The organism is Breznakia sp. PFB1-19 (assembly GCF_029893935.1).
GTDB classification, from domain to species: Bacteria; Bacillota_I; Bacilli_A; order Erysipelotrichales; family Erysipelotrichaceae; genus Breznakia; species Breznakia blatticola.
The window spans coordinates 34,943-57,415 of the sequence record NZ_JARXXJ010000003.1; the positions used below are offsets into that span (position 1 = coordinate 34,943).

Annotated in this window: 16 protein-coding genes; 14 read left to right on the plus strand and 2 right to left on the minus strand. The window is 33.8% G+C overall.

The window, feature by feature from the left end:
• Nucleotides 1-4 precede the first annotated feature (4 nt).
• Complete coding sequence (locus tag M2098_RS02415) at nucleotides 5-2,251, plus strand: heavy metal translocating P-type ATPase (RefSeq protein WP_280681549.1); 2,247 nt, start codon at nucleotides 5-7, stop codon at nucleotides 2,249-2,251.
• A gap of 45 nt (nucleotides 2,252-2,296) precedes the next feature.
• Here the strand turns inward: M2098_RS02415 and M2098_RS02420 are convergent, their stop codons facing one another.
• A complete protein-coding gene (locus M2098_RS02420) occupies nucleotides 2,297-4,144 on the minus strand; it encodes an LCP family protein (RefSeq protein WP_280681547.1) in 1,848 nt (615 codons plus the stop codon).
• A 140-nt stretch (nucleotides 4,145-4,284) separates the two neighbouring features.
• Nucleotides 4,285-5,853 (minus strand): LCP family protein, encoded by a 1,569-nt coding sequence (locus tag M2098_RS02425; RefSeq protein WP_280681545.1) that lies wholly within the window; start codon nucleotides 5,851-5,853, stop codon nucleotides 4,285-4,287.
• Nucleotides 5,854-5,960: 107 nt separating this feature from the next.
• Here M2098_RS02425 and M2098_RS02430 point away from each other — a divergent pair, with 107 nt between their 5' ends.
• From M2098_RS02430 to M2098_RS02490, 13 genes are all read left to right on the plus strand, one after another.
• A complete protein-coding gene (locus M2098_RS02430; RefSeq protein WP_280681543.1) occupies nucleotides 5,961-8,108 on the plus strand; it encodes a UvrD-helicase domain-containing protein in 2,148 nt (715 codons plus the stop codon).
• Nucleotides 8,109-8,119: 11 nt separating this feature from the next.
• A complete protein-coding gene (ligA, locus tag M2098_RS02435; RefSeq protein WP_280681541.1) occupies nucleotides 8,120-10,108 on the plus strand; it encodes an NAD-dependent DNA ligase LigA in 1,989 nt (662 codons plus the stop codon).
• Nucleotides 10,095-11,222 carry a CamS family sex pheromone protein gene (locus M2098_RS02440; protein WP_280681539.1) on the plus strand — a complete coding sequence of 376 codons (1,128 nt, stop codon included), beginning with the start codon at nucleotides 10,095-10,097 and terminating at the stop codon, nucleotides 11,220-11,222. The genes ligA and M2098_RS02440 overlap by 14 nt, the downstream gene beginning before the upstream one ends.
• 10 nt (nucleotides 11,223-11,232) lie before the next feature.
• Nucleotides 11,233-11,523, plus strand: coding sequence for an Asp-tRNA(Asn)/Glu-tRNA(Gln) amidotransferase subunit GatC (gene gatC, locus M2098_RS02445; protein WP_280681536.1), 291 nt, complete (start codon nucleotides 11,233-11,235; stop codon nucleotides 11,521-11,523).
• Entirely contained in the window at nucleotides 11,523-12,935 is a 1,413-nt protein-coding gene (locus tag M2098_RS02450; RefSeq protein ID WP_280681535.1) for an amidase family protein, read from the plus strand. Before gatC ends, M2098_RS02450 begins: the two co-directional genes overlap by 1 nt.
• 1 nt (nucleotide 12,936) lies before the next feature.
• A complete protein-coding gene (gene gatB / locus M2098_RS02455; RefSeq protein WP_280681533.1) occupies nucleotides 12,937-14,361 on the plus strand; it encodes an Asp-tRNA(Asn)/Glu-tRNA(Gln) amidotransferase subunit GatB in 1,425 nt (474 codons plus the stop codon).
• A 27-nt stretch (nucleotides 14,362-14,388) separates the two neighbouring features.
• Nucleotides 14,389-14,985 (plus strand): hypothetical protein, encoded by a 597-nt coding sequence (locus M2098_RS02460; RefSeq protein ID WP_134168737.1) that lies wholly within the window; start codon nucleotides 14,389-14,391, stop codon nucleotides 14,983-14,985.
• A 24-nt stretch (nucleotides 14,986-15,009) separates the two neighbouring features.
• Nucleotides 15,010-16,329, plus strand: coding sequence for a 23S rRNA (uracil(1939)-C(5))-methyltransferase RlmD (gene rlmD / locus M2098_RS02465; protein WP_280681529.1), 1,320 nt, complete (start codon nucleotides 15,010-15,012; stop codon nucleotides 16,327-16,329).
• Between the two features lie 27 nt (nucleotides 16,330-16,356).
• The gene (locus tag M2098_RS02470) at nucleotides 16,357-16,665 is read left to right on the plus strand and encodes a hypothetical protein (RefSeq protein WP_280681528.1); all 309 of its coding nucleotides are present in this window, start codon (nucleotides 16,357-16,359) and stop codon (nucleotides 16,663-16,665) included.
• 27 nt (nucleotides 16,666-16,692) lie between these two features.
• Nucleotides 16,693-18,801 (plus strand): ATP-dependent endonuclease, encoded by a 2,109-nt coding sequence (locus M2098_RS02475; protein WP_280681527.1) that lies wholly within the window; start codon nucleotides 16,693-16,695, stop codon nucleotides 18,799-18,801.
• The gene (locus M2098_RS02480; protein WP_280681525.1) at nucleotides 18,786-20,393 is read left to right on the plus strand and encodes an ATP-dependent helicase; all 1,608 of its coding nucleotides are present in this window, start codon (nucleotides 18,786-18,788) and stop codon (nucleotides 20,391-20,393) included. The genes M2098_RS02475 and M2098_RS02480 overlap by 16 nt, the downstream gene beginning before the upstream one ends.
• 176 nt (nucleotides 20,394-20,569) lie before the next feature.
• Nucleotides 20,570-21,250 (plus strand): hypothetical protein, encoded by a 681-nt coding sequence (locus M2098_RS02485; RefSeq protein ID WP_280681524.1) that lies wholly within the window; start codon nucleotides 20,570-20,572, stop codon nucleotides 21,248-21,250.
• Between the two features lie 146 nt (nucleotides 21,251-21,396).
• Entirely contained in the window at nucleotides 21,397-22,350 is a 954-nt protein-coding gene (locus M2098_RS02490; protein WP_280681523.1) for a hypothetical protein, read from the plus strand.
• Nucleotides 22,351-22,473 lie beyond the last annotated feature (123 nt).

Genomic DNA, 22,473 nt, shown 5'->3' on the forward strand with positions numbered 1-22,473 from the left:
AATTATGAAACATTTACATGTACATCATCATGATCACAAGCCAGATGGATCTTGTTGCAATCATGATACAAGCATTACCAAAGAATCACACGAAACACATGAACATGAACACCATCATGAAGCATCGTGTCAGTGTGCAACATCTTTTTCAGGTGAGGAAGATGATATCGGCGATATAGATGCCAAGTATAAATTTAAACTTACGGGTCTAGATTGCGGAAACTGTGCACAAAAAGTTGAAGATCGTTTAAATAAAGCAGACTTTATTGAACATGCAAAAATCAACTTCACGCATGGATTAGCCTATATTGAACCAAAAGGTAAGTTAAGTCAAAACGATGTCCTTACACGTAGTAATGTGCTGATTGATCAAGTAGAACCAGGGGCTAAATTACTTGGTGAAGAAGAACAAGCACCTGAACAGTCCAATCGAGAACGAAACGAATTGATTTTAAGTATTATCTTATTCTTTGTTGGAGTCATTATCGAGAAAACTACAAATATACATCCATTCTTTATTTACGTGATTCCATATATCTTTGCTGGATATCATGTAATTTATAAAAGTTTTAAGAATATTCAACATGGAGAAATCTTTGATGAACACTTCTTAATGACAATTGCAACATTAGGAGCATTTGTAGTTTCTGCTTATGAAGAAGCAGTTGCAGTTATGGTCTTCTATAATATCGGGGAGTATTTCCAAGATTTAGCAGTCGACCGAACAAGAAAGTCAATTACAGGATTGATGGATTTACAAGCAGAGTACGCAAATCTTGTACAACCAGATAAATCCTACAAACAAGTGGATCCTAAAACATTAAAAATTAATGATGTAATTGCAATTAAAGCAGGAGAAAAAGTACCTGTTGATGCAATTGTGATCGATGGTAGCTCATCACTTGATTTAAGTGCATTAAATGGGGAAGTAAAACTCAAAGATGTACATCAAAATGATGAAGTGCTAGCTGGATCACTGAATACATCAGGACTAATTACATGTAAAGTAACACGCGTTTATAAAGATTCTACAGTGTCTAAAATTCTAGACCTTGTAGAACATGCAAGTAATAAAAAAGCACCAACAGAAACCTTTATTACAAAGTTTGCAAAGGTGTATACACCAATCGTTGTTGGGTTGGCTTTACTATTAGTTATTATCCCAACGATCTTTGTTGGTGATTTCTATACATGGTTATATCGTGCATGTACATTTTTAGTTATATCGTGTCCGTGTGCACTTGTTGTTTCTGTACCATTAGGATTCTATGCTGGTATTGGTAGTGCAAGTCGCATTGGTGCCTTAGTTAAAGGTGGTAACTATTTAGAATTACTTGAACATGTTGATACCATTGTAATGGATAAAACAGGAACTATTACAAAAGGGGAGTTTGCTGTTGAAAGTATAACTGGAGCTAAGCAAACACTAGAACTTGCTGCTTATGCAGAAAGTTATTCAAATCACCCAATTGCAAAAAGCATCGCTTCTGCATATACAGGTACGATTGATGCAACACGACTTAGTAGTTATCAAGAGATTGCAGGATATGGTATTGTAGTTTCGCTTGATGATAAGCCACTACTTGTTGGTAATCAAAAGCTGATGGATAAAGAGCAAATTAGCTATACTGCTAACCAAAGTCTAGGAACCGTGCTCTATGTCGCTTATAACGGTCAATACGTAGGTTCTGTCGTAATTGGTGACCAAGTGAAAGAGTCAAGTAAACAAGCAATTGCAGATATGCATACTCTAGGAGTAACAAATACTGTAATGTTAACTGGTGACCAAAAAGAAATCGCGAATGCGATTGGTAAAGAAGTTGGTATTGAAAATATACATGCTGAACTATTACCACAAGATAAGGTTCGTATTCTTGAGTCTTACTTAGATAAAGAAAACCATGCAGTTGCCTTTGTTGGTGATGGAATTAATGATGCACCAGCTTTAATGAGAGCTGATGTTGGTATCTCAATGGGTGGTGTAGGTAGTGATGTAGCAATTGAGGCAAGTGATATTGTCTTAATGAGTGATGATTTACTACTCATCCCAAAAACGATGAAAATTGCTAGAAAAACAAAACAAATTGTAATTCAAAATGTTGTGATGGCATTAGGAATTAAAACCATCGTATTAATCTTATCTGCATTTGGTATTACCAATATGTGGGCTGGAGTATTTGCAGATGTTGGGGTAACCTTACTTGCTGTATTAAATGCAATGCGTATGCTTTACTACTATAAAAAAGTATAAAAAAGAAAACCAATTGGATGTCATTGTCCAATTGGTTTTTGATTATTATTGTCCAGTTGATGGTGTTGAAGGATCCGTACTTGGATCACTTGTTCCTGGATCGCTCGGAGTTTCTCCATCAGAAGGAGGATTTTGTGTATCTCCTGGATTGCTACCAGGAGTATCACTACCACCAGTACTTCCAGATCCAGTTCCTGTATCACCACCACTTGATCCGTTATCTGTATCATTATCAACAGGTGTTTCAGGTACTGTAGGTTCTTCTACAGGTGGGACATATGCAGGTTCATCATAATCTGTCTCATAATCACCGCCACCTTTCTCACTAGAGAAATCATCACCAACAAACATTCCTGTTGCTGGGCGTTGGTACGGAGGTAACTGTCCATATAAATCTTCCAAATCAAAGCTGAAATCTTTGAAGTTTGTCGGATTAATAATCATTTGGTAACGATAATATAACATCTCCATATCTGTTAAAGATAAGATGTAAACTGATAATGGCATGCTACCACCAGCGTATGGGATAGGGATTTGGTCAAATCCACCATTATCTAAAGAGGTACTACCAAATGTCCATGGTTCTAAGTGCTCAATTTCATAATTCACAAAGTCTGATAGTTGTTCATAACTCATATCTGTTTCAATGTATTTCGTTGCGGTTTCCATTAGGGAAGGAACAGCAGTAACACCTTGAGCAGTCGTTAATTTACTAATCATCGCCTTAATAATATCTTGTTGTGCTCTTGTACGTCCAACATCACCTTCTGGTTGATCGTGACGGTTACGTGCATATGCTAAGGCTTGTTCACCATTAAGTGTTTGTAGTCCTTTCTTTAGGACAATCAAATCACCATCTTCAAAACTACGTTGACTATTTTGTTCAGTGAAGTCCATAGCAACATCAACTTCAACTCCACCCATAGCATCTACAATTTCAACTACTGATGTGAAGTTAACTTGTACATAGAAATCAATTTCAAAACCACTAATTGCTGCAATCGAATCCATAATATTTTCAACACCATGGTTTCCTAGGTGTGTTAATTTATCATTAATTCCACCTAAAGCTAGGTTCGGGATATATGAATCACGAGGGAAACTTACCATTTCCATGTGGTTTGTAATTGGATTCACAATAAGAATCATGTTTACATCACTACGTTGACTTGCTTCACCGGTATCTGATGTATCAATACCACTTAATAAAATTGTGAATGGTTCTTTCGTTAAATCTTTTCCAGAGTTTTTTGATGCAGTTTGTTGCACCGTGCGTTGGAATGTTGCGATTTCTTTTGTATTTGAAGTAAATCCTTCAATATGGTCTTCTACCGTACTAATGCTTGATTTGGTAATGATTAAGGCATCAATTTCATCATTTAATAACGAGTTACCTAAATCTGTATAGTTGCTTTGATCTGTGTAAGTAACATTTGCTACTGAAGCATTGATTTCTTTTTTTGCATATTTTGCATTGTCTTCATCTGTTGAGTTTTGAAAACCAACAGTTGTATCTTCAAGATCTTTTAATTCATTTATATCACTGTCAGCTTTTGCAAGTACGGATATCGTAATGTATTTATCTTTTGAAGGATCTGTAATTGAGCGAATTGTATGATTTCCTTTATATGCATATAAGGAAACAAATCCATAGATGATCGTAATCAAAATAACAATAACACGTCGTATCCATGTTCCTTTAATTTGAAACCGTTTGAATGTTAATGCAAGTAAAATCAGAAACACAATTGCTGTAATTGCGATTACCGCAATACGGTATTTCATTGGTAAAACACGTACTTGGTAAGCAAAGTATCCAGCACAAACAAGTGCAATACCTAGTAAAATTATAAGTAGAAAGTCAAACTTACGCGACTGTATAAATTTTTTCATAAATAACCTCTTTTTCAACTAATTATAGTATAGAAAGGCAGGTAGTGTAAAGTGAAATTGTGGTGAAGAAATGTATCGTTAGCAAGAGGTTTCATGATTTGTATAAAAAAAGGATGGAAACCCATCCCGTTTTTACTGAATTATGGTGCTAGTACAATATCATTACTTTCTTCATACGTACTATATCCGTTATACATATCATCTAAATCAAAATGAAATTCACTCAAACGATTTCTTTCTTTCATAAGGTGATACATAGCATTTACTTTTTCAATATCTGATTTTGATAAATAATAGATACTTGAATATACACTTGGCATAGATGCAGTTGGTTCAGAACCTTGCATTCCTTTATCTAAACTTAATGATTTAAATTCCCATGAAGGCATATTATCAACTTGTTGTTTCACAAAACTTGTTAATTGGCTCTCAGAGAAGTTCATAATGACATAGTTACTCATTAATTTCATCACGTCATCTACTTTGGTAATTCCATCAGGTGATAATACACGTTTAACCAATCCCTTCATAACTTCAATTTGTGCTTGATTACGTCCAAGGTCTTGGTTTTCGTATGAATGACGGTGTCTTGCATAGGCAAGTGCTTGTTTTCCGTTTAGTGTTTGTTGTCCAGCATCTAGGTAAATAAGATCCTCTTCAGCAAAACTACGATATTCATCTTGTTCCACGATTGGTTGTAATACATTTACTGGAATTCCATCAAGTGTATCAACAATTTCAATAAGTGATGAAAATGAAATTTTCACATAGAAATCAATTTTAATATCAAATGCTTTTTCAATTGCAACTTTTGTGTTTTCCACTCCATCATTACCTGTATGTGTAAGTTTATCACTAACATTACCATATGCAGGATTTGGGATAAACGAATCACGTGGAATCGAGATTGTTTGAATAATATGATTTACTGGATCAATAATCAGAATCATATTGGTATCACTTAGTGAGTGACTTGTTGGTGCTTCAATTTGATCACTTGCACTAACTAAAACAGTAAATACTTCTTTTGTGATATCAATATCGTTACCCTTAATATTATTTTTAATTGTAAATGAATACGTATCAACGACATTACTAATCTCATATAAGTTTCTATAATCTTCAGGAAGATTGGTTTTTTGACTTTGATCCACTACGATTGCATCAACATATTCCTGTGTATAATCACTATACATCGTCATATAGTTATCGTAATTTAATGATCCATAATCACTAAGTTTACTTGATAATGTTTCTTTTGCTTTATCTGTAGCTTCAGCTGAGCCATTTGTAGGAAATCCAATGACATAGCCATCTAAATCTTCAAGTGTTTGTAAGTTATTTGTACTTTCTTTTAAGGTAAGTACATCATAATGAATCGTTGTTTCTGAATTATCCATAGAACTTGCAAATGCTTCATATCCACTTGTAATATCTTTTGTATAAAAATTAGCGAGACCAAGTAAAATCACCATCAACAATAAAAAGACACGACGGATATTTTCAATCATCTTACCTTTAATTTTAAAAAGCAAAAGGATAACTACAAATACAAATGCAAATAATCCTATCGCATATAAGTAATACTTATCACTATATTTATGAATAAATAGCACGAGTAAAATACTTAAGATAGGGAATAATATTATATTTACAAGGTCAAGAATTCGACCATAACGTATGTTTCTTGTTTTCTTATTTTTTTTCACAGGCACACCTCGTAACGATTATATATCATATTGAATAAAAAATCTTGTAGTTTTAACAAAAATGATGTGTGATTTTGTAGTATAATGTTTGCAGCGAGGTAAAAACTTTGAATATATTAGATGGATTAAATGCAAAACAAAAGGAAGCAGTAACCACAATTGATTCACATTTGCGAATCGTTGCTGGAGCGGGAAGTGGTAAGACACGTGTAATTACAACACGTATTGCCTATTTAATTATGGAGAAGCATGTAGCACCATATCGCATACTTGCAATTACCTTTACAAACAAAGCTGCAAATGAGATGAAAGAACGTGTAGAAGGAATTCTAGGCGTGAAAAACAGTGGTGTTTTATTATCCACCATTCATAGTTTATGTGTACGGATTTTACGTGAAGAAATCCGTTATTTTGACTATCCGAGAAATTTTGTCATCTTAGATAGTGATGATCAAAAGTCAATTTTACGTGATATTTATAAAAAACATGAAATTGAATTAAAAAGTGCACCTTATGCACAAACGTTGTCATATATCAGTAATAATAAAACAAGTTTTGTGAGTGCTGGTAAAGCATATGATATGGCAAATTATGAACACGAAAAACGTTTAGCCACAATTTATGTAGACTACGAAAAGAAACTACAAGATATGCAAGCACTAGATTTTGATGATTTATTACTTTTCGTATATCGATTGTTTAAGGAAAATGTCGAAGTGCGTGAAAAATGGCAAGGACGCTATGATTACATTCATGTAGATGAGTTTCAAGATGTGGATATGATTCAATATGGAATTGTACGTTATTTATGTGGTCCAGCATGCATTCTTTGTGTGGTAGGAGATCCTGACCAAACCATTTATACATGGCGTGGAGCGAAAGTAGATATCATTATGAATTTTGAAAAGGACTTTAAAGGGTGTAAAAGTATCGTATTAAACGAAAACTATCGTTCAACAAAGACCATTCTAAAAGCTGCAAACAGTTTAATTCGCCACAATGAATATCGAATTGATAAAGATTTATACACAGAAAATGAAGAAGACTTCAAAATCAGTTTCTATGAATCGCAAGATGAGCAACATGAAGGATTATGGATTGCAAAAAAGATTATCTCTTTACACCAAGAGAGTGTTCCATATCATCAGATGGCGATTTTATATCGTAGTAACTATTTATCTAGAAACTTGGAAAAAGTGTTGCTTGATGGAAATATTCCGTATCGAATTTATGGTTCCGTGAAGTTCTTTGAACGTGCAGAAATTAAAGATGCACTAAGTTATTTGCGTTTAATGATCACCGATAACAAAAGCATGGGTGAACTAGCAATTAAACGTATTTTAAATGTGCCAAAACGTGGTGCAGGTCCTAAGACAATGGAAACGATGGATGTATTAGCAGAAGCACATAACTTTGATTATTTTGAGACAATTCGATTGCATCCAATCGCAAAAGGAAAGACCCAACAAAACATCGATGCATTTGTTGATCTGATTTTAAAGTATCGTAAAGAAAGTGAAACGATGGCGATTTCTATCATTATTCGAAAACTGCTTAAAGAAAGTGGATATTTTAAAATGTTGGAAGATGCAAATGAAACGGATCGTTTAGATAACATCAATGAGTTAATTCACGATATTGAAACATATGAAGAAAACAATCCTGAAGGAACCTTAGATGACTACTTACAAATGATTGCATTATATACAGATACGCAAGAAGAAGGTGCTGGTGATGCAGTTCAATTGATGAGTGTGCATAGTGCGAAAGGTTTGGAATTTGATAATGTCTTTGTTTATTCCGTAGCAGAAGGTATTTTCCCAAATGAGCGTAGTGTAAATGAAGGTGGTAAACACGCACTTGAAGAAGAACGTCGTTTAGCATATGTTGCTTTTACACGTGCACGCAAACGCTTATTCCTTACAACTTCTGTGGGTTTAAGCTATGTTACTGGTCGTATGAAAACAACAAGTCGCTTTGTTAAAGAACTTGGAGATGATGTATTAAATAAAGAAGGTGAAATCTTCCAAGGATATAAAGCGAAAAAAGATGATGGAATTACACGTACTTCATCTTCAAGTATTCCAAAGAGTACAAGAAAAGGAAGCTTGCGCAAAGGTGATTTAATTACGCATGATGCCTTTGGAGATGGTGTTGTTATTAAAATCAGTGATGGTGTTGCACAAATTGCTTTTGACAAGAAATTTGGAATTAAAAAACTAGCTGCAAATCATCATATGTTGCATAAAAAATAGGAGTACAAACAATGAATCAAAGAATAAAAGAATTACGTGATCTTCTCCATACATATGGATATGAATATTACGTACTTGATAAACCAAGCGTCAGTGATCAAGAATATGATCGCTTGATGCAAGAACTACAAGATTTAGAAAAAGAGCATCCAGAAGATTATGATGCAAATTCGCCAACACAACGTGTAGGTGGGAAAATCCTAGAAGGATTTGGTAAAGTTCGTCACGTTCGTCAAATGTACTCTTTGGGTAATGGGTATAACTATGAAGACTTACAAAGTTTTGTAAAACGTGTTGATGCTAGTGTAGGTGATACCGATTTTGTCTTGGAGTTAAAAATTGATGGTCTTGCTATGTCTTTACATTACGATAATGGAATCTTTGTTCAAGCAGTAACCAGAGGAGACGGTGTTGTCGGTGAAGATGTAACAGAAAACATTCGTATGATTGGTTCTATACCCATGCAAATTCCATACAAAGACACATTGGAAATTCGTGGAGAAATCTACATGCCAAAAGCAAGTTTTGAACAAGTAAATGCAAAACGTGCAAAGCAAAACGAAGAACTATTTGCAAACCCGCGTAATGCAGCAGCAGGTACAATTCGCCAACTGGATACAAATGTTGTATACCAGCGAAAGCTTGATGGATTTTGGTACCAACTTGCTGTAGATGTCGAAGGAGTCAATTCACAAAGTGATGCACTTGAATTTCTTGCGCACAACGGTTTTAAAATCAATCCAGAATATCGCATTTGTAAGAACATGGATGAAATTTGGTCATTTATTGAAACAAATAGTGAAAAAAGAGCAACACTTCCTTATGAAATTGATGGAATTGTTATCAAGGTGAATTCCTTAGCGAAACAAAACCAATTAGGTTACACAGTAAAAACACCAAAATGGGCAATTGCATATAAATTTCCTGCAGAAGAAGTTGTTACAAAACTAACAGATATTACCTTAACTGTCGGACGTACAGGAAAAGTCACACCAAATGCTGTACTAGAAGTTGTACGTGTTGCTGGGACGAAAGTACAAGCTGCACAGTTACATAATGAGGATTATATCGCACATAAAGATATACGAATTGGTGACATGGTTGTTGTACGTAAAGCAGGAGATATCATTCCTGAAGTTGTACGTTCTTTACCAGAAAGACGTGATGGTTCCCAAGGAGTATATACATTTCCAACAACGTGTCCAGTATGTCATACACATCTAGTGCGCTATGATGGAGAAGCAGATCACTACTGTATTAATGTAGATTGTCCTGCGCGAGTTTTAGAGAGCATGGTGCATTTTGCAAGTAGAGATGCAATGAATATTGATACCCTTGGCGATAAAAGAATTGCTTTATTCCATGAAAATCATTTACTTGATACAATCGAAGATATTTATACATTACATGAGCATCGCGATACACTCATTCAAATGGAAGGATTCAAAGAAACATCCATTGATAAATTACTTGATGCAATTGAAACAAGTAAAAGTAAACCGCTTGATGATTTACTATACGGTTTAGGAATCAAACATATCGGAAAAAAAGCAGCACATGTACTTGCACAACACTTTAAAGATATGGACCAATTAATGGCTGCCACATACGATCAGTTAATCGCAGTTAATGATATTGGAAACATTTCAGCTGAGAGTGTGATTGACTTCTTTAAAGAGGATAGCAATCAACGCTTAATTGAGCGTCTAAAAAGTTTTGGACTCCGCATGAATAGTGATACAATAGATAACATCGAAACGATGTTTAGTGATAAAACCGTGGTTTTAACAGGTAGTTTGACTGGTTTAACCCGCAATGAAGCAAAAGCATTATTAGAAAAATATGGTGCAAATGTTTCTGGTAGTGTCTCAAAGAAAACCGACTTGGTTATCTATGGAGAAGAAGCGGGTAGTAAACTAAGCAAAGCACAACAACTTGGTGTAGAAACTATGGATGAAGCAACATTCTTAGCGGAGGTCTCAAAATATGAAGAAAACTAAAACAGGAATGCTGGTTGTATTATTGTGTATGGTAATGGGACTTGTTAGTTGCTCAAGCGAGGAAAATGCTGGTGATAAAGCCATAGTTACCGAACCCATCGTCGCTGGAGACTATAAAATACTAAAAACGAAAGCCAGTAATGATACAAGAAAAACACATGTTGATTTTAACCGTGGTTGGTATGATGCTGAAGCAGTTGGAAATGGACTAACGAAGTACTCTAAAGAGCATTTTTCACCGGAGTCATATTATATGATGGAAGGCCAAATAATTTCCCGCGATGACTTACAAGCAGGTATTGTAATGGGAGATAAAGAGGGCTTATTAGGTCGTAAAAGTGATGAAAACACATATGGTTTAAATCCTGCTAAAGGTACAACTATGCCAATCAATGCTGCAGGAACTACTATCACTGTAGGTGAAAAAACAACACCAATTGCAGACATTTTTGAATTGGATTTTGTGCAAGATGCAAGTGAAAATCCAAAGATAAAAGGAATCAGTTTGGCAATTGTTTTAAATCCAAGCACATATGATAATGAAGAAAACGAAATAACAATTGATGATGAAATGTTATACAAGATCGGTGAGGAAGCAAGTATTACATTACTTGATTATCTACATAAAGATCCAGCCATTGGAAACAGTACACCGATTTGTATGACGCTATTTAAAGCACAATCAACTGATGATTCATTACCTGGTGTATTTATGGCAAAAGGATATGGGAAAGAAAGTATCAGTTTTAGTCGCATCAAAGAACAGTGGGTATTATTTCCAAGTACAGATGTAGAAAAACTAGACCCTGTATTAAGTAGTCAATTTAATAGTGTAAAAGAAGGAATCTTTATGATCGTTCCAAATGATATTGGAGTTATCGGAAAAGGAAAGTTTGATGATGACCGTTTGACGAAATTGCAAATAACGGTACAAACGCAAGCAAAAACCTATACAGAATTGATGGCAATTTTACAAACAACCAATGAGCTATTACAAAACTTTGATAGCGACAGTTATGAAATTACTGTGCGTTTTGTAAATAACACAAATGATTTCTTTGCAATGATTAAACGTGAGCAAGGATCAAAAGATACAGAAGTAATTTATTATTAGAAGGAGCATTATGGAAAAAGATAAGGCATATTTTCGTAAGTTGGCAAATCAAATTATGATTGATTTGAGTGATGATGAAATCGAAGTCCTACAAAAGGAATTTGAAGTGACTCTTCGCAAGATGGACTTACTTGATAAAATCAATACAGACGACGTAAAAGAAATGGTATATCCATTTGAACTAGAAACGCATTTTTTACGTAAAGATGAAGTAGAGAATGTTATTTCACAACAAGAAGCATTAGAAAATGCTCCAGAAGTAAAAGATGGTCAAATTTTAGTACCAAAGGTGGTGAAATAATGCGAATTCAAGACTTTAAAAATAAAGATATACATGAACTTGTTGATTTACAAGCAAGACTTGTAAGTGCAAACGAGAAATTAAATGCAGTTGTTTCTTTTTGTGATGTAGATGCACAAATTAAAGACTACAAGATGAAAGAAGATGCACCATTATTTGGAACACCTGTTGTCTTAAAAGATAACATTTCAACGAAAGGTGTAAGAACGACAGCTTCAAGTCGTATATTAGATAACTATGTACCATTCTATGATGCAACAGTAGTTAAAAAGTTGCGTGATGCAGGTGCTATTTTCACTTGTAAAAGCGCTATGGATGAACTTGGAATGGGTGGAACAGGATTAAATGCCTACACTGGAAAAGTAAACAACCCATATGATTTAGAACGAATCACTGGAGGAAGTAGTAGTGGTTCTGCTGCACTTGTTGCTGCTGGATTATCACCGCTAGCTATTGGTACAGATACAGGTGATAGTGTTAGAAAACCTGCTGCATACTGTGGAATTGTTGGAGTAAAACCAACTTATGGAAGAATTTCACGTTATGGTGTCATTCCATATGCTTCAAGTTTGGACCATGTTGGATACTTTACAACAAACATTGAAGATGCTGCACTTGCTTTAGAAGTAATGGCAGGTCGCGATGACCAAGATATGACTTCATCATATAAAGAAGTTGAAGCATATGCGAGTTTATTAAATGGTGATTTAAAAGGAAAGAAAATTGGAATTATCACAAATGTAATTGATGCAATTGTTGATCCTAGATTCCGTCCTTCTTTTGATGCATTCACTAAAAAGCTTGAAGAAAAAGGAGCAATATTAGAGATGGTTACAATTGACCAAGATCTAATGAACGCTTTATTACCAACATATTTCATTATTTCAAATGCAGAAGCTACAGCCAATCACTCAAATTTGGATGGAATTCGTTTTGGAATGCGTGAACCTGGTGAAGATCTAAATGAAATCATGATCAATTCAAGAACAAAAGGATTTAGTAGTGATGTACGTAATCGTTTTGTTATTGGATCATATAGTTTATTTGTTGAAAACCAAGATAAAATCTTTAGAAAAGCACAAAAAGTACGTCGTGTTATTGTTGAAGCAGTTGATGAAGCATTAAAAAACTACGATGTATTATTAGCACCAGCTGCAGGTACACTTGCACCTAAGCCAGATGACTCGTATGGAGAGGATTTAAACAATACATTTATGGTTGCAGAAAATCATATGTTATTAGGAAACTTTAGTGGATATCCTTCAATTACTGTACCTTATGATATGGTTGATGGAATGCCCGTTGCAATAAACTTATTAGCACGCGCTTTTGATGAACAAACAATGTTTAATGTTGCTAAAGGAATTGAAGATGTAACAGGATTAGCTGGTATAACAAAGGAGGATTTCTAAGATGAATTTTGAAGTCATTATTGGGATTGAAATCCACTGTGAATTAAAAACAAACACAAAAATGTTCTCAAGTGCACCACTTAGTTTTGCAGCTACACCAAATACGTGTACAAATGAAATTGACTTAGGAATGCCAGGAACTCTACCATGTGTGAATAAAGAAGCTGTACGAAGTGCTGTAAAAGCATGTTTAGCAACAAACTGTGAAGTAGACCGTTTGATTCGCTTTGACCGTAAAAACTACTATTATTCAGATTTACCAAAAGGTTTCCAAATTACACAACAGTTTTATCCAATTGGAAGCAATGGTAGTGTAACAATTCCAACCGAAGAAGGTGAGAAAGTAGTTCGCTTAAATCGTATCCATATGGAAGAAGATACAGCAAAACAATTCCATACAGATGAAGGAACGATGATTGATTTTAACCGTGCAGGAACACCACTTATTGAAATTGTTAGTGAACCAGACATGCGTAATGGAAAAGAGGCTGCAGCTTATGTAGAAGAAATTCGTAAGACATTATACTACCTAGGTGTAAGTGATGTGCGTATGGAAGAAGGTTCTTTACGTTGTGATGTAAACATCTCATTACGTCCATATGGAAGTGATGTTTTGGGGGCAAAAGCAGAAATCAAAAACTTGAACTCTATTGCCAATGTACAAAGAGCTATTGAATATGAAATGAAACGTCAAAATGAAATACTTTTAGCTGGTGGTACTGTAAGCCAAGCAACCTTACGTTTTGATGAAGCAACTCGTCAAACTGTAGAAATGCGTAAAAAAGAAGGTGCTGTAGACTACAAATACTTCCCAGAACCAAATATCTTTCCAATTCGTATTGACGATGAGATGATGCAAGACATTATCGATAACATGCCTGAATTACCTAAAGAAAGATATGAAACGTATATTTCAACTTATGAATTAAGCGATTATGATGCAAACACATTAGTAGCAAACAAAGAATTATCTGATTTCTTTAATGAAACCGTAGCACACACCAAAGAATATAAACTGGTTGCTAACTGGTTACTAGGTGATGTAAGTGCATATTTAAATAAAAATGGATTACAAATTCAAGAAAGTAAACTAGCACCAATTGAACTTGCAAGTATGATCAACATGGTTGCAAACAAAGAAATCTCTAGTAAACAAGCCAAAGAAGTATTCGAAGGTATTGTTGAAGGAAAGACGGCAAAAGCTGTTGTCAAAGAAAAGGGAATGGAACAATTAAGTGATCCAAATGCAATCTTAGCACTTATTAATCAAGCACTTGATGCAAACCCACAATCTATAGAAGATTTCAAAAACGGTAAAGACCGTGCAGTTGGTTTCTTAGTAGGACAAGTTATGAAACTATCGAAAGGACAAGCAAACCCAGGACTTACAAACAAGTTGCTTGTTGAAGAATTAAACAAAAGATAGTAAAATAGGTTAGACAAGGAGAGTTTCATGGCTATACTCAAAAAAACAAACAAAAACAAGAAGAATAAACGTAGACCAAACTGGTTGCTTCGTTTCACAATTGTGATAGTTGCAGTACCATGTTTGATCCTTGCTTTCGTATTACTTACATCTATGGGTTCTTCAAGCCAACCAGTAGTCGGAGATCGTTTCAAAGGACAACTGGATCCAAAAATTGAAGAGTCAAAGTTAAAAGATATTGAAGGTTTGTTAGGATATGCTGAAGCAGAAGATGTTGAAGTAAATTTGAAAAGTGCAACTTTACGAATTACAATCAACACAAAAGATGAAACAACAAATGAACAAATTGCTGCCATCGTAAATGATGCATATGCAAAAGTGGATTCTATATTGCCGATTGCTACGTATTTCACTAACAAGGAAAATACAAAAATGTATGATTTAGAAATTCAGGTTTATAACTATCTACCAGATGAAGCAAGACCAACAAACATCCATTATGTACTTGTAAAAAATGCAAGTGCAGAATCACAACATACGGATATTGTATCTAATGCTAAAAACCAAGAAGTTGCTGATAAACTTAAATCATATCCCAAAAAAGGAGAAGAAATCGGGCAGTAATGCTCGATTTTTTTGGAGGTTTCAATGAAAAAACGTGAACTACTGCAAGGAACAGTTAGCGATTATACATACGATGGAATGGGTGTAGTTAAAGTAGATAACTTCACCTATTTTGTGCGTGGTGTCCTATTACATGAAGAAATTGAATTCTTAGTGCTAAAACGCAATAAAAAACTTGGATACGGAAAAGTGGAACGAATTCTAAAAGAAAGTGTACATCGCATTACACCTTCATGTCCATATTATCCAAAATGTGGTGGTTGCCATATTATGCATATGGACTATGAAGCACAATTAGATTTTAAACATCGTATTGTAAAACAAAATATCCAAAATATTGGAAAATTAGATATTGAAGTGCGTAAACCTTTAACTAGTAATACATCTCATTATCGAAACAAAGCACAGTTTCCAGTACAAGGACACCCATTTGCAATGGGGTTTTATCGTCAACGTTCGAATGATTTAGTTGATATTGATACATGCCTTGTACAAAGTGAACTGATTGATACAATCTATGCTGAACTACGTGCAATTAAAAATACATCATTTGTAGATGATGTACGTCATGTATTAATTAAACACGCATTTGTAAGTGGGGAAGTCATGGTTGCTTTTATCATGCGTAAGGATCATAAAGAGGAAATTGCTGCATTTATAAAACCATTACTAGATAGATATCCAATCGTTTCTTTACTACAAAACATTAATACAAGAAATGACAACGTGATTTTAGGTGATCATATTGATGTGATTGATGGAAAAGCGTATATTGTCGAGGAACTTGATGGATTAAAATTCCAAGTTTCATTACATTCATTCTTCCAAATCAATCCTAAGCAAACCATCCATTTATATAATGAAGCAATTAAAGCAGCTAATATAACAAACGAAGATAAAGTGATTGACTTATACTGTGGTGTTGGAAGTATTACATTATTTCTTGCTCGACAAGCAAAACATGTAACTGGTGTAGAAATTGTTGCTCCTGCAATTGAAAACGCAAAAATCAACCAACAATTAAATCAGATGGATAATGTTACGTTCATTTGTAGTGATGCAGGCACATACGCTGATAAAGTCGCTTCTAGTAAGAACTATCCGGATGTAGTTTTTGTAGATCCACCACGTAAAGGACTGGATACTTTAACAATTGAGAGTACAGTGAAAATGCAACCAAGAACAATTGCATATATTTCATGTAATCCAGCAACACTAGCAAGAGATATCGCGATATACAAAGAGCATGGTTACACATGTGAATATGTACAACCTGTCGACATGTTTCCAAACACGTATCATATCGAATGTGTCATCTTAATGACAATAACAGATGGCTGCTAAATAAAAATTCTGGTAGGATGCAACTGATTGAGAAAACTACTTCCGGGCAGCAGAAGTATAGGATGCATAAATAGCTTAGATTGGAGAAAGGAAAATACAATGAAAAAAAATCTTACGCCTGAGTTGCAATCGCTTAAAGAAGAATTTGATTTTCTTAATAAGAAGATTGGTGAATTAAAGTGGAAAGAAGCAACTATATTTTATGGGAAAATAGGTATTTCGCAAAACGAATTAGATTTATTGGAAGATAGGATTAATATATATACAGATAGTATGAACTTACTATTAGAAACGATTAGAAATCAAGTAAAGCAAGCGAATAACACTAAGGAATAATGATTAACTTTGTAAGGAGGGGGTTGTATGAAACTAAAATCTGCTAGTATAAAAAACTTTAGAATGTTGAAAAATTTAGATATCGATTTTGAAGATGTCTTGTCATTAATAATAGGAAAAAATAACGTTGGAAAAACTTCGTTTTTATCTATTCTTCAGAAATTTCTTGCTGAAAGTAAACCAGAATTTACATTTGAGGATTTTAATGTTGAAATACAGAACGAAATTTTGTCATATGAACATACCAATAAAACACTGGAAGAATATGAAGAGCCCGCTTTATCGCTTAAGTTATGCATATCATATAAGGATACTGATAACCTAGGAAAGGCCTCCTTGCTGTTGCTTGACTTAGATAGTGAAATGCATAATCTTGTTGTGATGTTCGAATATGTTTTAGTATATGAAAAATACTTAAAACTTATTAAAGATTATGCGGAATTTAAAGCTAGTGGTGTTAATAGGACATTTGACTATTATATCAAGAGACATATAAACAAATACTTTTCTACTCGCATTAGAGCATTAGAGTATGGAAACGAAGGAAATTTCAAATTGATTAATAACGACATTGTTAATTCAATTATTTCAATGCAAATAATTGGAGCTAAACGGGATGTCGATAATGAGCAGGGTCGAAGCAAATCACTCTCGCTTTTGGCTAGTAAGTATTATAATTCAAGCATTACTTCCGAGGTAGAATTCCCAGAATTGCAAAAGAAACTCAGTGATACTGACGAAAGCCTTACTAAAATATATCAAGACCTTTTTAAACCTATTGTAGATGAAATAGCTGAAATGTCATATAACCCACAAGAGGCAAAACTTTCAATTATTTCTACGTTGAGCGAAAAAAAGATATTTCAAGATAATACTACAGTTAAATACAATCACGAAAATTCACTTTTGCCAGAAGACTACAATGGATTAGGTTACTTGAATCTATTTGCAATTATATTTAATATTCGGATAAAACTCGACTTATTATCAAAGAAGAATAATAATGAAGAGACTCCAACACCACTGAATCTACTTTTTATTGAGGAGCCAGAGGCTCATACTCATCCACAGATGCAATATGTGTTCATTAAAAATGTAAAAAGAATTCTAGAACAACATTGCAAAGCTGCAGGAGACAGTTTTTCTTTACAAACCATTATAAGCACACATTCCTCACACATTGTATCGCAATGTGATTTTGAGGATATCAAATATTTTTATCGAGAATCATCGGTCAGTGTGAAGTCAAGGAGTTTAAAAACACTACACAAAAAAATGGTTACTTCCCAAAATGAACCTAGCAAAAAAGAACAAGAACGGTTATATCGATTTGTAAAACAATATGTAACTTTAAATCGAGCTGAACTTTTTTTTGCAGACAAAGCGGTTCTAATAGAGGGAGATACAGAAAGAATGCTTTTTTCCGCGATGATGAAAAAAACTGATGATGCTGAGATACGTAATTATAATTTAGCAAGAGGAAAGGCAGAGAGTGAAAATGATAGAGAAGAGTTATTGCGTTTAGAAACCAACAAAAAAGAACCCTTACTATCACAAAATATTTCGGTTATTGAAGTTGGTGCATATTCACACATTTTTGCTACATTTTTAGGTTTTCTGAAAATAAAAACATTAATCGTAACAGATCTTGATTGTGCAAAGCAATCTGATAATGGGAGATTTGTAAAATGTTGCTATAGTGAAGGTACTACAACAACAAATGCTTCAATTAAATTCTTTACAGAAAAGACAGGCCTCGCAGAAATCGTAAAATTAGTTGATAATCCAATCATTTTTAATTATGATGATAAGAAATCAAAATGGATTTATAATCCGAATGGAAGTTTAAGATTAATATTTCAAAAAGACCAACACGGATATCAAGCTCGAAGTTTCGAAGATGCATTTATCTGTAGAAATTTACAATTTATTGTAGATAACAAAGACAAATTTATTGGGTTAAAGAATCGTTCAAAATTAACATCTACAAATAATGATTTTTACTCACTGGCAGAAGAATGCATTGATAGCAAAACCTCTTTTGCTCTAGATATACTTTTACATGGGGGCGAAGAGAACGAAAACTGGGAAACACCTATGTATATTGAGGAGGGATTAAAATGGCTGGCACAGTGATGGAACAAATCTCTTCGTGTTTGGATAATAAAACTAATTTTTTATTAAGCGGAGGTGCAGGGAGCGGAAAAACATACACTTTGATCCAGACATTACATCATGTTTTTAAAAACAATCCTAAAGCTAATGTTGAGTGCATAACTTACACAAATGTAGCAGCAAACGAGATAAAAGAGCGTTCACCATATTCAAAGCTTCGAGTATCAACGATTCATGACTTTCTATGGAATGAAATAAAAGATTATCAGAAAAACATAAAGAACAGTGTAGTTGCGTTGATAGCACAAGAAAAGGAATGCAAAGGTAGCGGGCTTACATATTCTGGGAACAGTATAATCACTGATCAAAGTTTCACATATATAGAATACCAAAACTATCGTGATTTAGAACAAGGGATTATTTCACACGATGATTTGTTAAAAATAGCGGAGTATATGTTTGGAAAACATCATCTTCTTTCTAAAATTTTATGCGATAAATATGATTATATTTTTGTGGATGAGTATCAAGATACCCAATCCATGGTTATCAAAATTTTTTTAGACCATATTAGAGAAGCTGCAAAGAATCGGTTATGCGTTGGGTTTTTCGGAGATAAAATGCAATCAATTTATGAAACAGGAATCGGCAATATAGATGCACATATTGCCGCCGGTGATGTATATGAAGTGGTAAAAGAGGATAATTATCGATGCGCAGTTAGTGTGATAGAATTGCTAAATCGTATTCGAAGAGATATTCAACAGAAACCAGCAAAAAAAACAGCACAGGGAGCAATTGCAAATAAACAAGGAAGTGCAAAATTTCTCTACTCAAATGATGACTTTGACTTATTACCATTTAAAGAAAGTGATTTCGCAAAAGGATGGGATTTTGATAATTCTCAAAGCACTAAAGTCTTGTTTTTGACACATAAATTAAGTGCTATGAGGCTTGGTTTTGTAGAATTGTTATCAGCATATAAAAATAATGATCGGATTATAGGTAATGAGCCGGATCGATTAGCTCGACATTTATTAAGAATTGGGAGTATACTTTATTACTATTCAGAAAAGAACTTTGCATATGTTATTGCGGAGATTCAGAGAAAAATAAATAATAATAACGACAAGAAAGAGATAAGCAAATCGTTGTCCGATATATGTGCTAGTGAAATGAGTATTGGGGATTTGATTGAAAGGTTTGATAGAGAACGTCTAGTTAAAAAAGATAATAGGTTAGATGATTTTTTAGAAAACCATTCCGAAGTCTATGATAAAATAAAAGTTCTCCCAAAATCACAGGTAATAGCATATTTTAAGTATTACAATGATTTCTCCCCTTATTCGACTCAGCATGGAATCAAAGGAGCTGAATTTGATAATGTGTTAGTGGTTATGGATAACGGAAGATGGAATAATTACAACTTCAAATATTTTTTTGAGGATACCACAGGCAAAGAATCTATAATTAAAAGAACAGAAAGAATCTTTTATGTGTGTTGCTCAAGAGCAATGGATAATCTTGTTGTATATTATCCCAAACCAACGCCTAAGATTCTAGCGAAAGCCAAGATTTTATTTGGGAAAGAAAATGTCCATCAGATAAATTGAACAGACGAAAAAATCACATCTTTTCCTTCGGTTCAATTATAAGGTGTGATTTAGTGAAATTAACTTATCGCATATCGAGTGTGTGGTGTTCCTGCAATGGACAAACTCATAGAAATCTTTGGTTTTAAGCATTTTTAAACACATTCGAACAAATCTAGACCAAAGGAGGGTTAAAAATGTTGGATAACAGTATTTATAATCTACTTATTAAAGAGTTACGACAAGCTATAAAAGACGGCGATATTGAAAAAGTTAAAACAAAGGCATTACGTGCACACGAGCTTGTTCACGATAAGCAATTAACGCATAATTCTATTGACACTTTTCAAAATGAGGCCTTAGCTGGATTAAATGAGAAGAGTTTTCGATACACTACAAGTAAAAAGTATCAAGGATATCGTACTATTGCGTTCTTTATTTTCCATATGACACGAATTGAAGATATTTGTGCAAATACATTAATTGCTAATGACACACAAGTGATCTTTCAAGACAATTGGATTGAGAAAATGAATGTTAATAGAGTTGATACTGGTAATTCTATGTCTCAAACGGAAATGGTCGAGTTTTCCTCTTCAATTAATCAAAAGACTTTATTCGACTACCGCTTAGCAGTAGCAAAAAAGACAAGAAATATCATTCAAAAACTCACAAGTAGTGATTTGAAAGTTAAGCCAACACAAGATCAATTAGACTTTATTTTAACTTCAAAGTCTGTATTAAACCATGAAGATTCTATTTGGTTGATTGATTTTTGGGGCAAGAAAAATGTAGGTGGTTTACTACTAATGCCAATTACAAGACATCAAAAAGTACATTTAAATGACTGTTATTCTATTATAAAAAGCACAAAATGAAATCAAGTATTATTTTACAACTCAAAAGACCAGTTCGTTGGTCTTTTATACTTTAGAAAGTATCCTTCTTTACCGTTAACTACAATGCTATAATTTAGTAAATTAGACATAATAATGAATATGAAAACTTAAGAGGAGGGAAACAAGTGAAAAGAATTATAGTTGGTTTTTGTCTATGTGTTCTATTGATAGTGACTGCATGTGATAATAAAACAGCTGAAATGAAAGGGAAGTATATTTCATTTACAGCATCAATACAAAAAGATGAAAACACAATAGAGACAAGTATTTATTCTTTTGATATGAGTAGTGAGAAAGCTGAGAAGATTTATACATATGAAAATCGAGCACAATACCCAATTGGAGTATATGATAGAAAAGATAATAAAGTGTATTACTCACAAAACTTAGTAGAGCAGGATGTTCTTTATTCGCGTGAAGATGGCATAATGGTTTACGATGTAGAAATGAAGGATGTATCAGTTTTTGATGATCGATTTTTAACTGTTAATTACATTTTTCCTATTGATGATTATATATTCGTTGGTGGTGAACTAATTGAAGAAATCAAAGAATTCAATCGCGGAATAAAGCCATATTTAGTAGATAAGCAATCAAAGGATATTCAAAACTATGACTGGAATGATGAATTACATATTGATAATCTAGGCTTCAATTCAGCAACTAAAACAATATATGCTGCTGTTGTTCCATTTTATCAATTGTATGAACAAGAAACGCCTGAATCAACGATGTATCTGTTTGCTTCTAATTTTAAAATAAAACCAATAAAAGAAATTGGCAGAAAAGTAGTGGGTTCAATCATACCAAGTGATGATACGTATTTGTATCGCACTGAAGATAATCGACACTTCAAAGATGAAAGTGATGAAGCGATTTATGATGCTACTGCACCTTTGGAAGAATATGAGCATTTGATGGGAAGATCTGTTTATTATGATAGTCATAATAAAGTAGTTTATTATATTGATGGAAATGCGCTACGTAAATTCGATCTAAAAGATCATGAAGACTATCTTTTGTATAGTGTTGATGAAGGCCCTTCACACATCAACAACGCAATATTACTGTCAGACTGAAAGCATTAAATGGGAATTTGAATGTATCCTTTCAAATATAGTTTACTTTCTTATAAATAGACTGTAAGGTTAATACAAACGAGTTGTGATAAACTTAAAAAGCACCTTAGGGTGCGGTGTACG

Excerpts from the sequence above, each read along its gene's own strand:
- M2098_RS02450 (WP_280681535.1), top strand. The coding sequence starts at position 11,523 with ATGCGAATTCAAGACTTTAAAAATAAAGATATACATGAACTTGTTGAT.
- rlmD (WP_280681529.1), top strand. The coding sequence starts at position 15,010 with ATGAAAAAACGTGAACTACTGCAAGGAACAGTTAGCGATTATACATAC.
- gatB (WP_280681533.1), top strand. The coding sequence starts at position 12,937 with ATGAATTTTGAAGTCATTATTGGGATTGAAATCCACTGTGAATTAAAA.
- M2098_RS02440 (WP_280681539.1), top strand. The coding sequence starts at position 10,095 with ATGAAGAAAACTAAAACAGGAATGCTGGTTGTATTATTGTGTATGGTA.
- M2098_RS02480 (WP_280681525.1), top strand. The coding sequence starts at position 18,786 with ATGGCTGGCACAGTGATGGAACAAATCTCTTCGTGTTTGGATAATAAA.
- M2098_RS02460 (WP_134168737.1), top strand. The coding sequence starts at position 14,389 with ATGGCTATACTCAAAAAAACAAACAAAAACAAGAAGAATAAACGTAGA.
- gatC (WP_280681536.1), top strand. The coding sequence starts at position 11,233 with ATGGAAAAAGATAAGGCATATTTTCGTAAGTTGGCAAATCAAATTATG.
- M2098_RS02415 (WP_280681549.1), top strand. The coding sequence starts at position 5 with ATGAAACATTTACATGTACATCATCATGATCACAAGCCAGATGGATCT.
- M2098_RS02475 (WP_280681527.1), top strand. The coding sequence starts at position 16,693 with ATGAAACTAAAATCTGCTAGTATAAAAAACTTTAGAATGTTGAAAAAT.
- M2098_RS02485 (WP_280681524.1), top strand. The coding sequence starts at position 20,570 with ATGTTGGATAACAGTATTTATAATCTACTTATTAAAGAGTTACGACAA.
- M2098_RS02420 (WP_280681547.1), bottom strand. The coding sequence starts at position 4,144 with ATGAAAAAATTTATACAGTCGCGTAAGTTTGACTTTCTACTTATAATT.
- ligA (WP_280681541.1), top strand. The coding sequence starts at position 8,120 with ATGAATCAAAGAATAAAAGAATTACGTGATCTTCTCCATACATATGGA.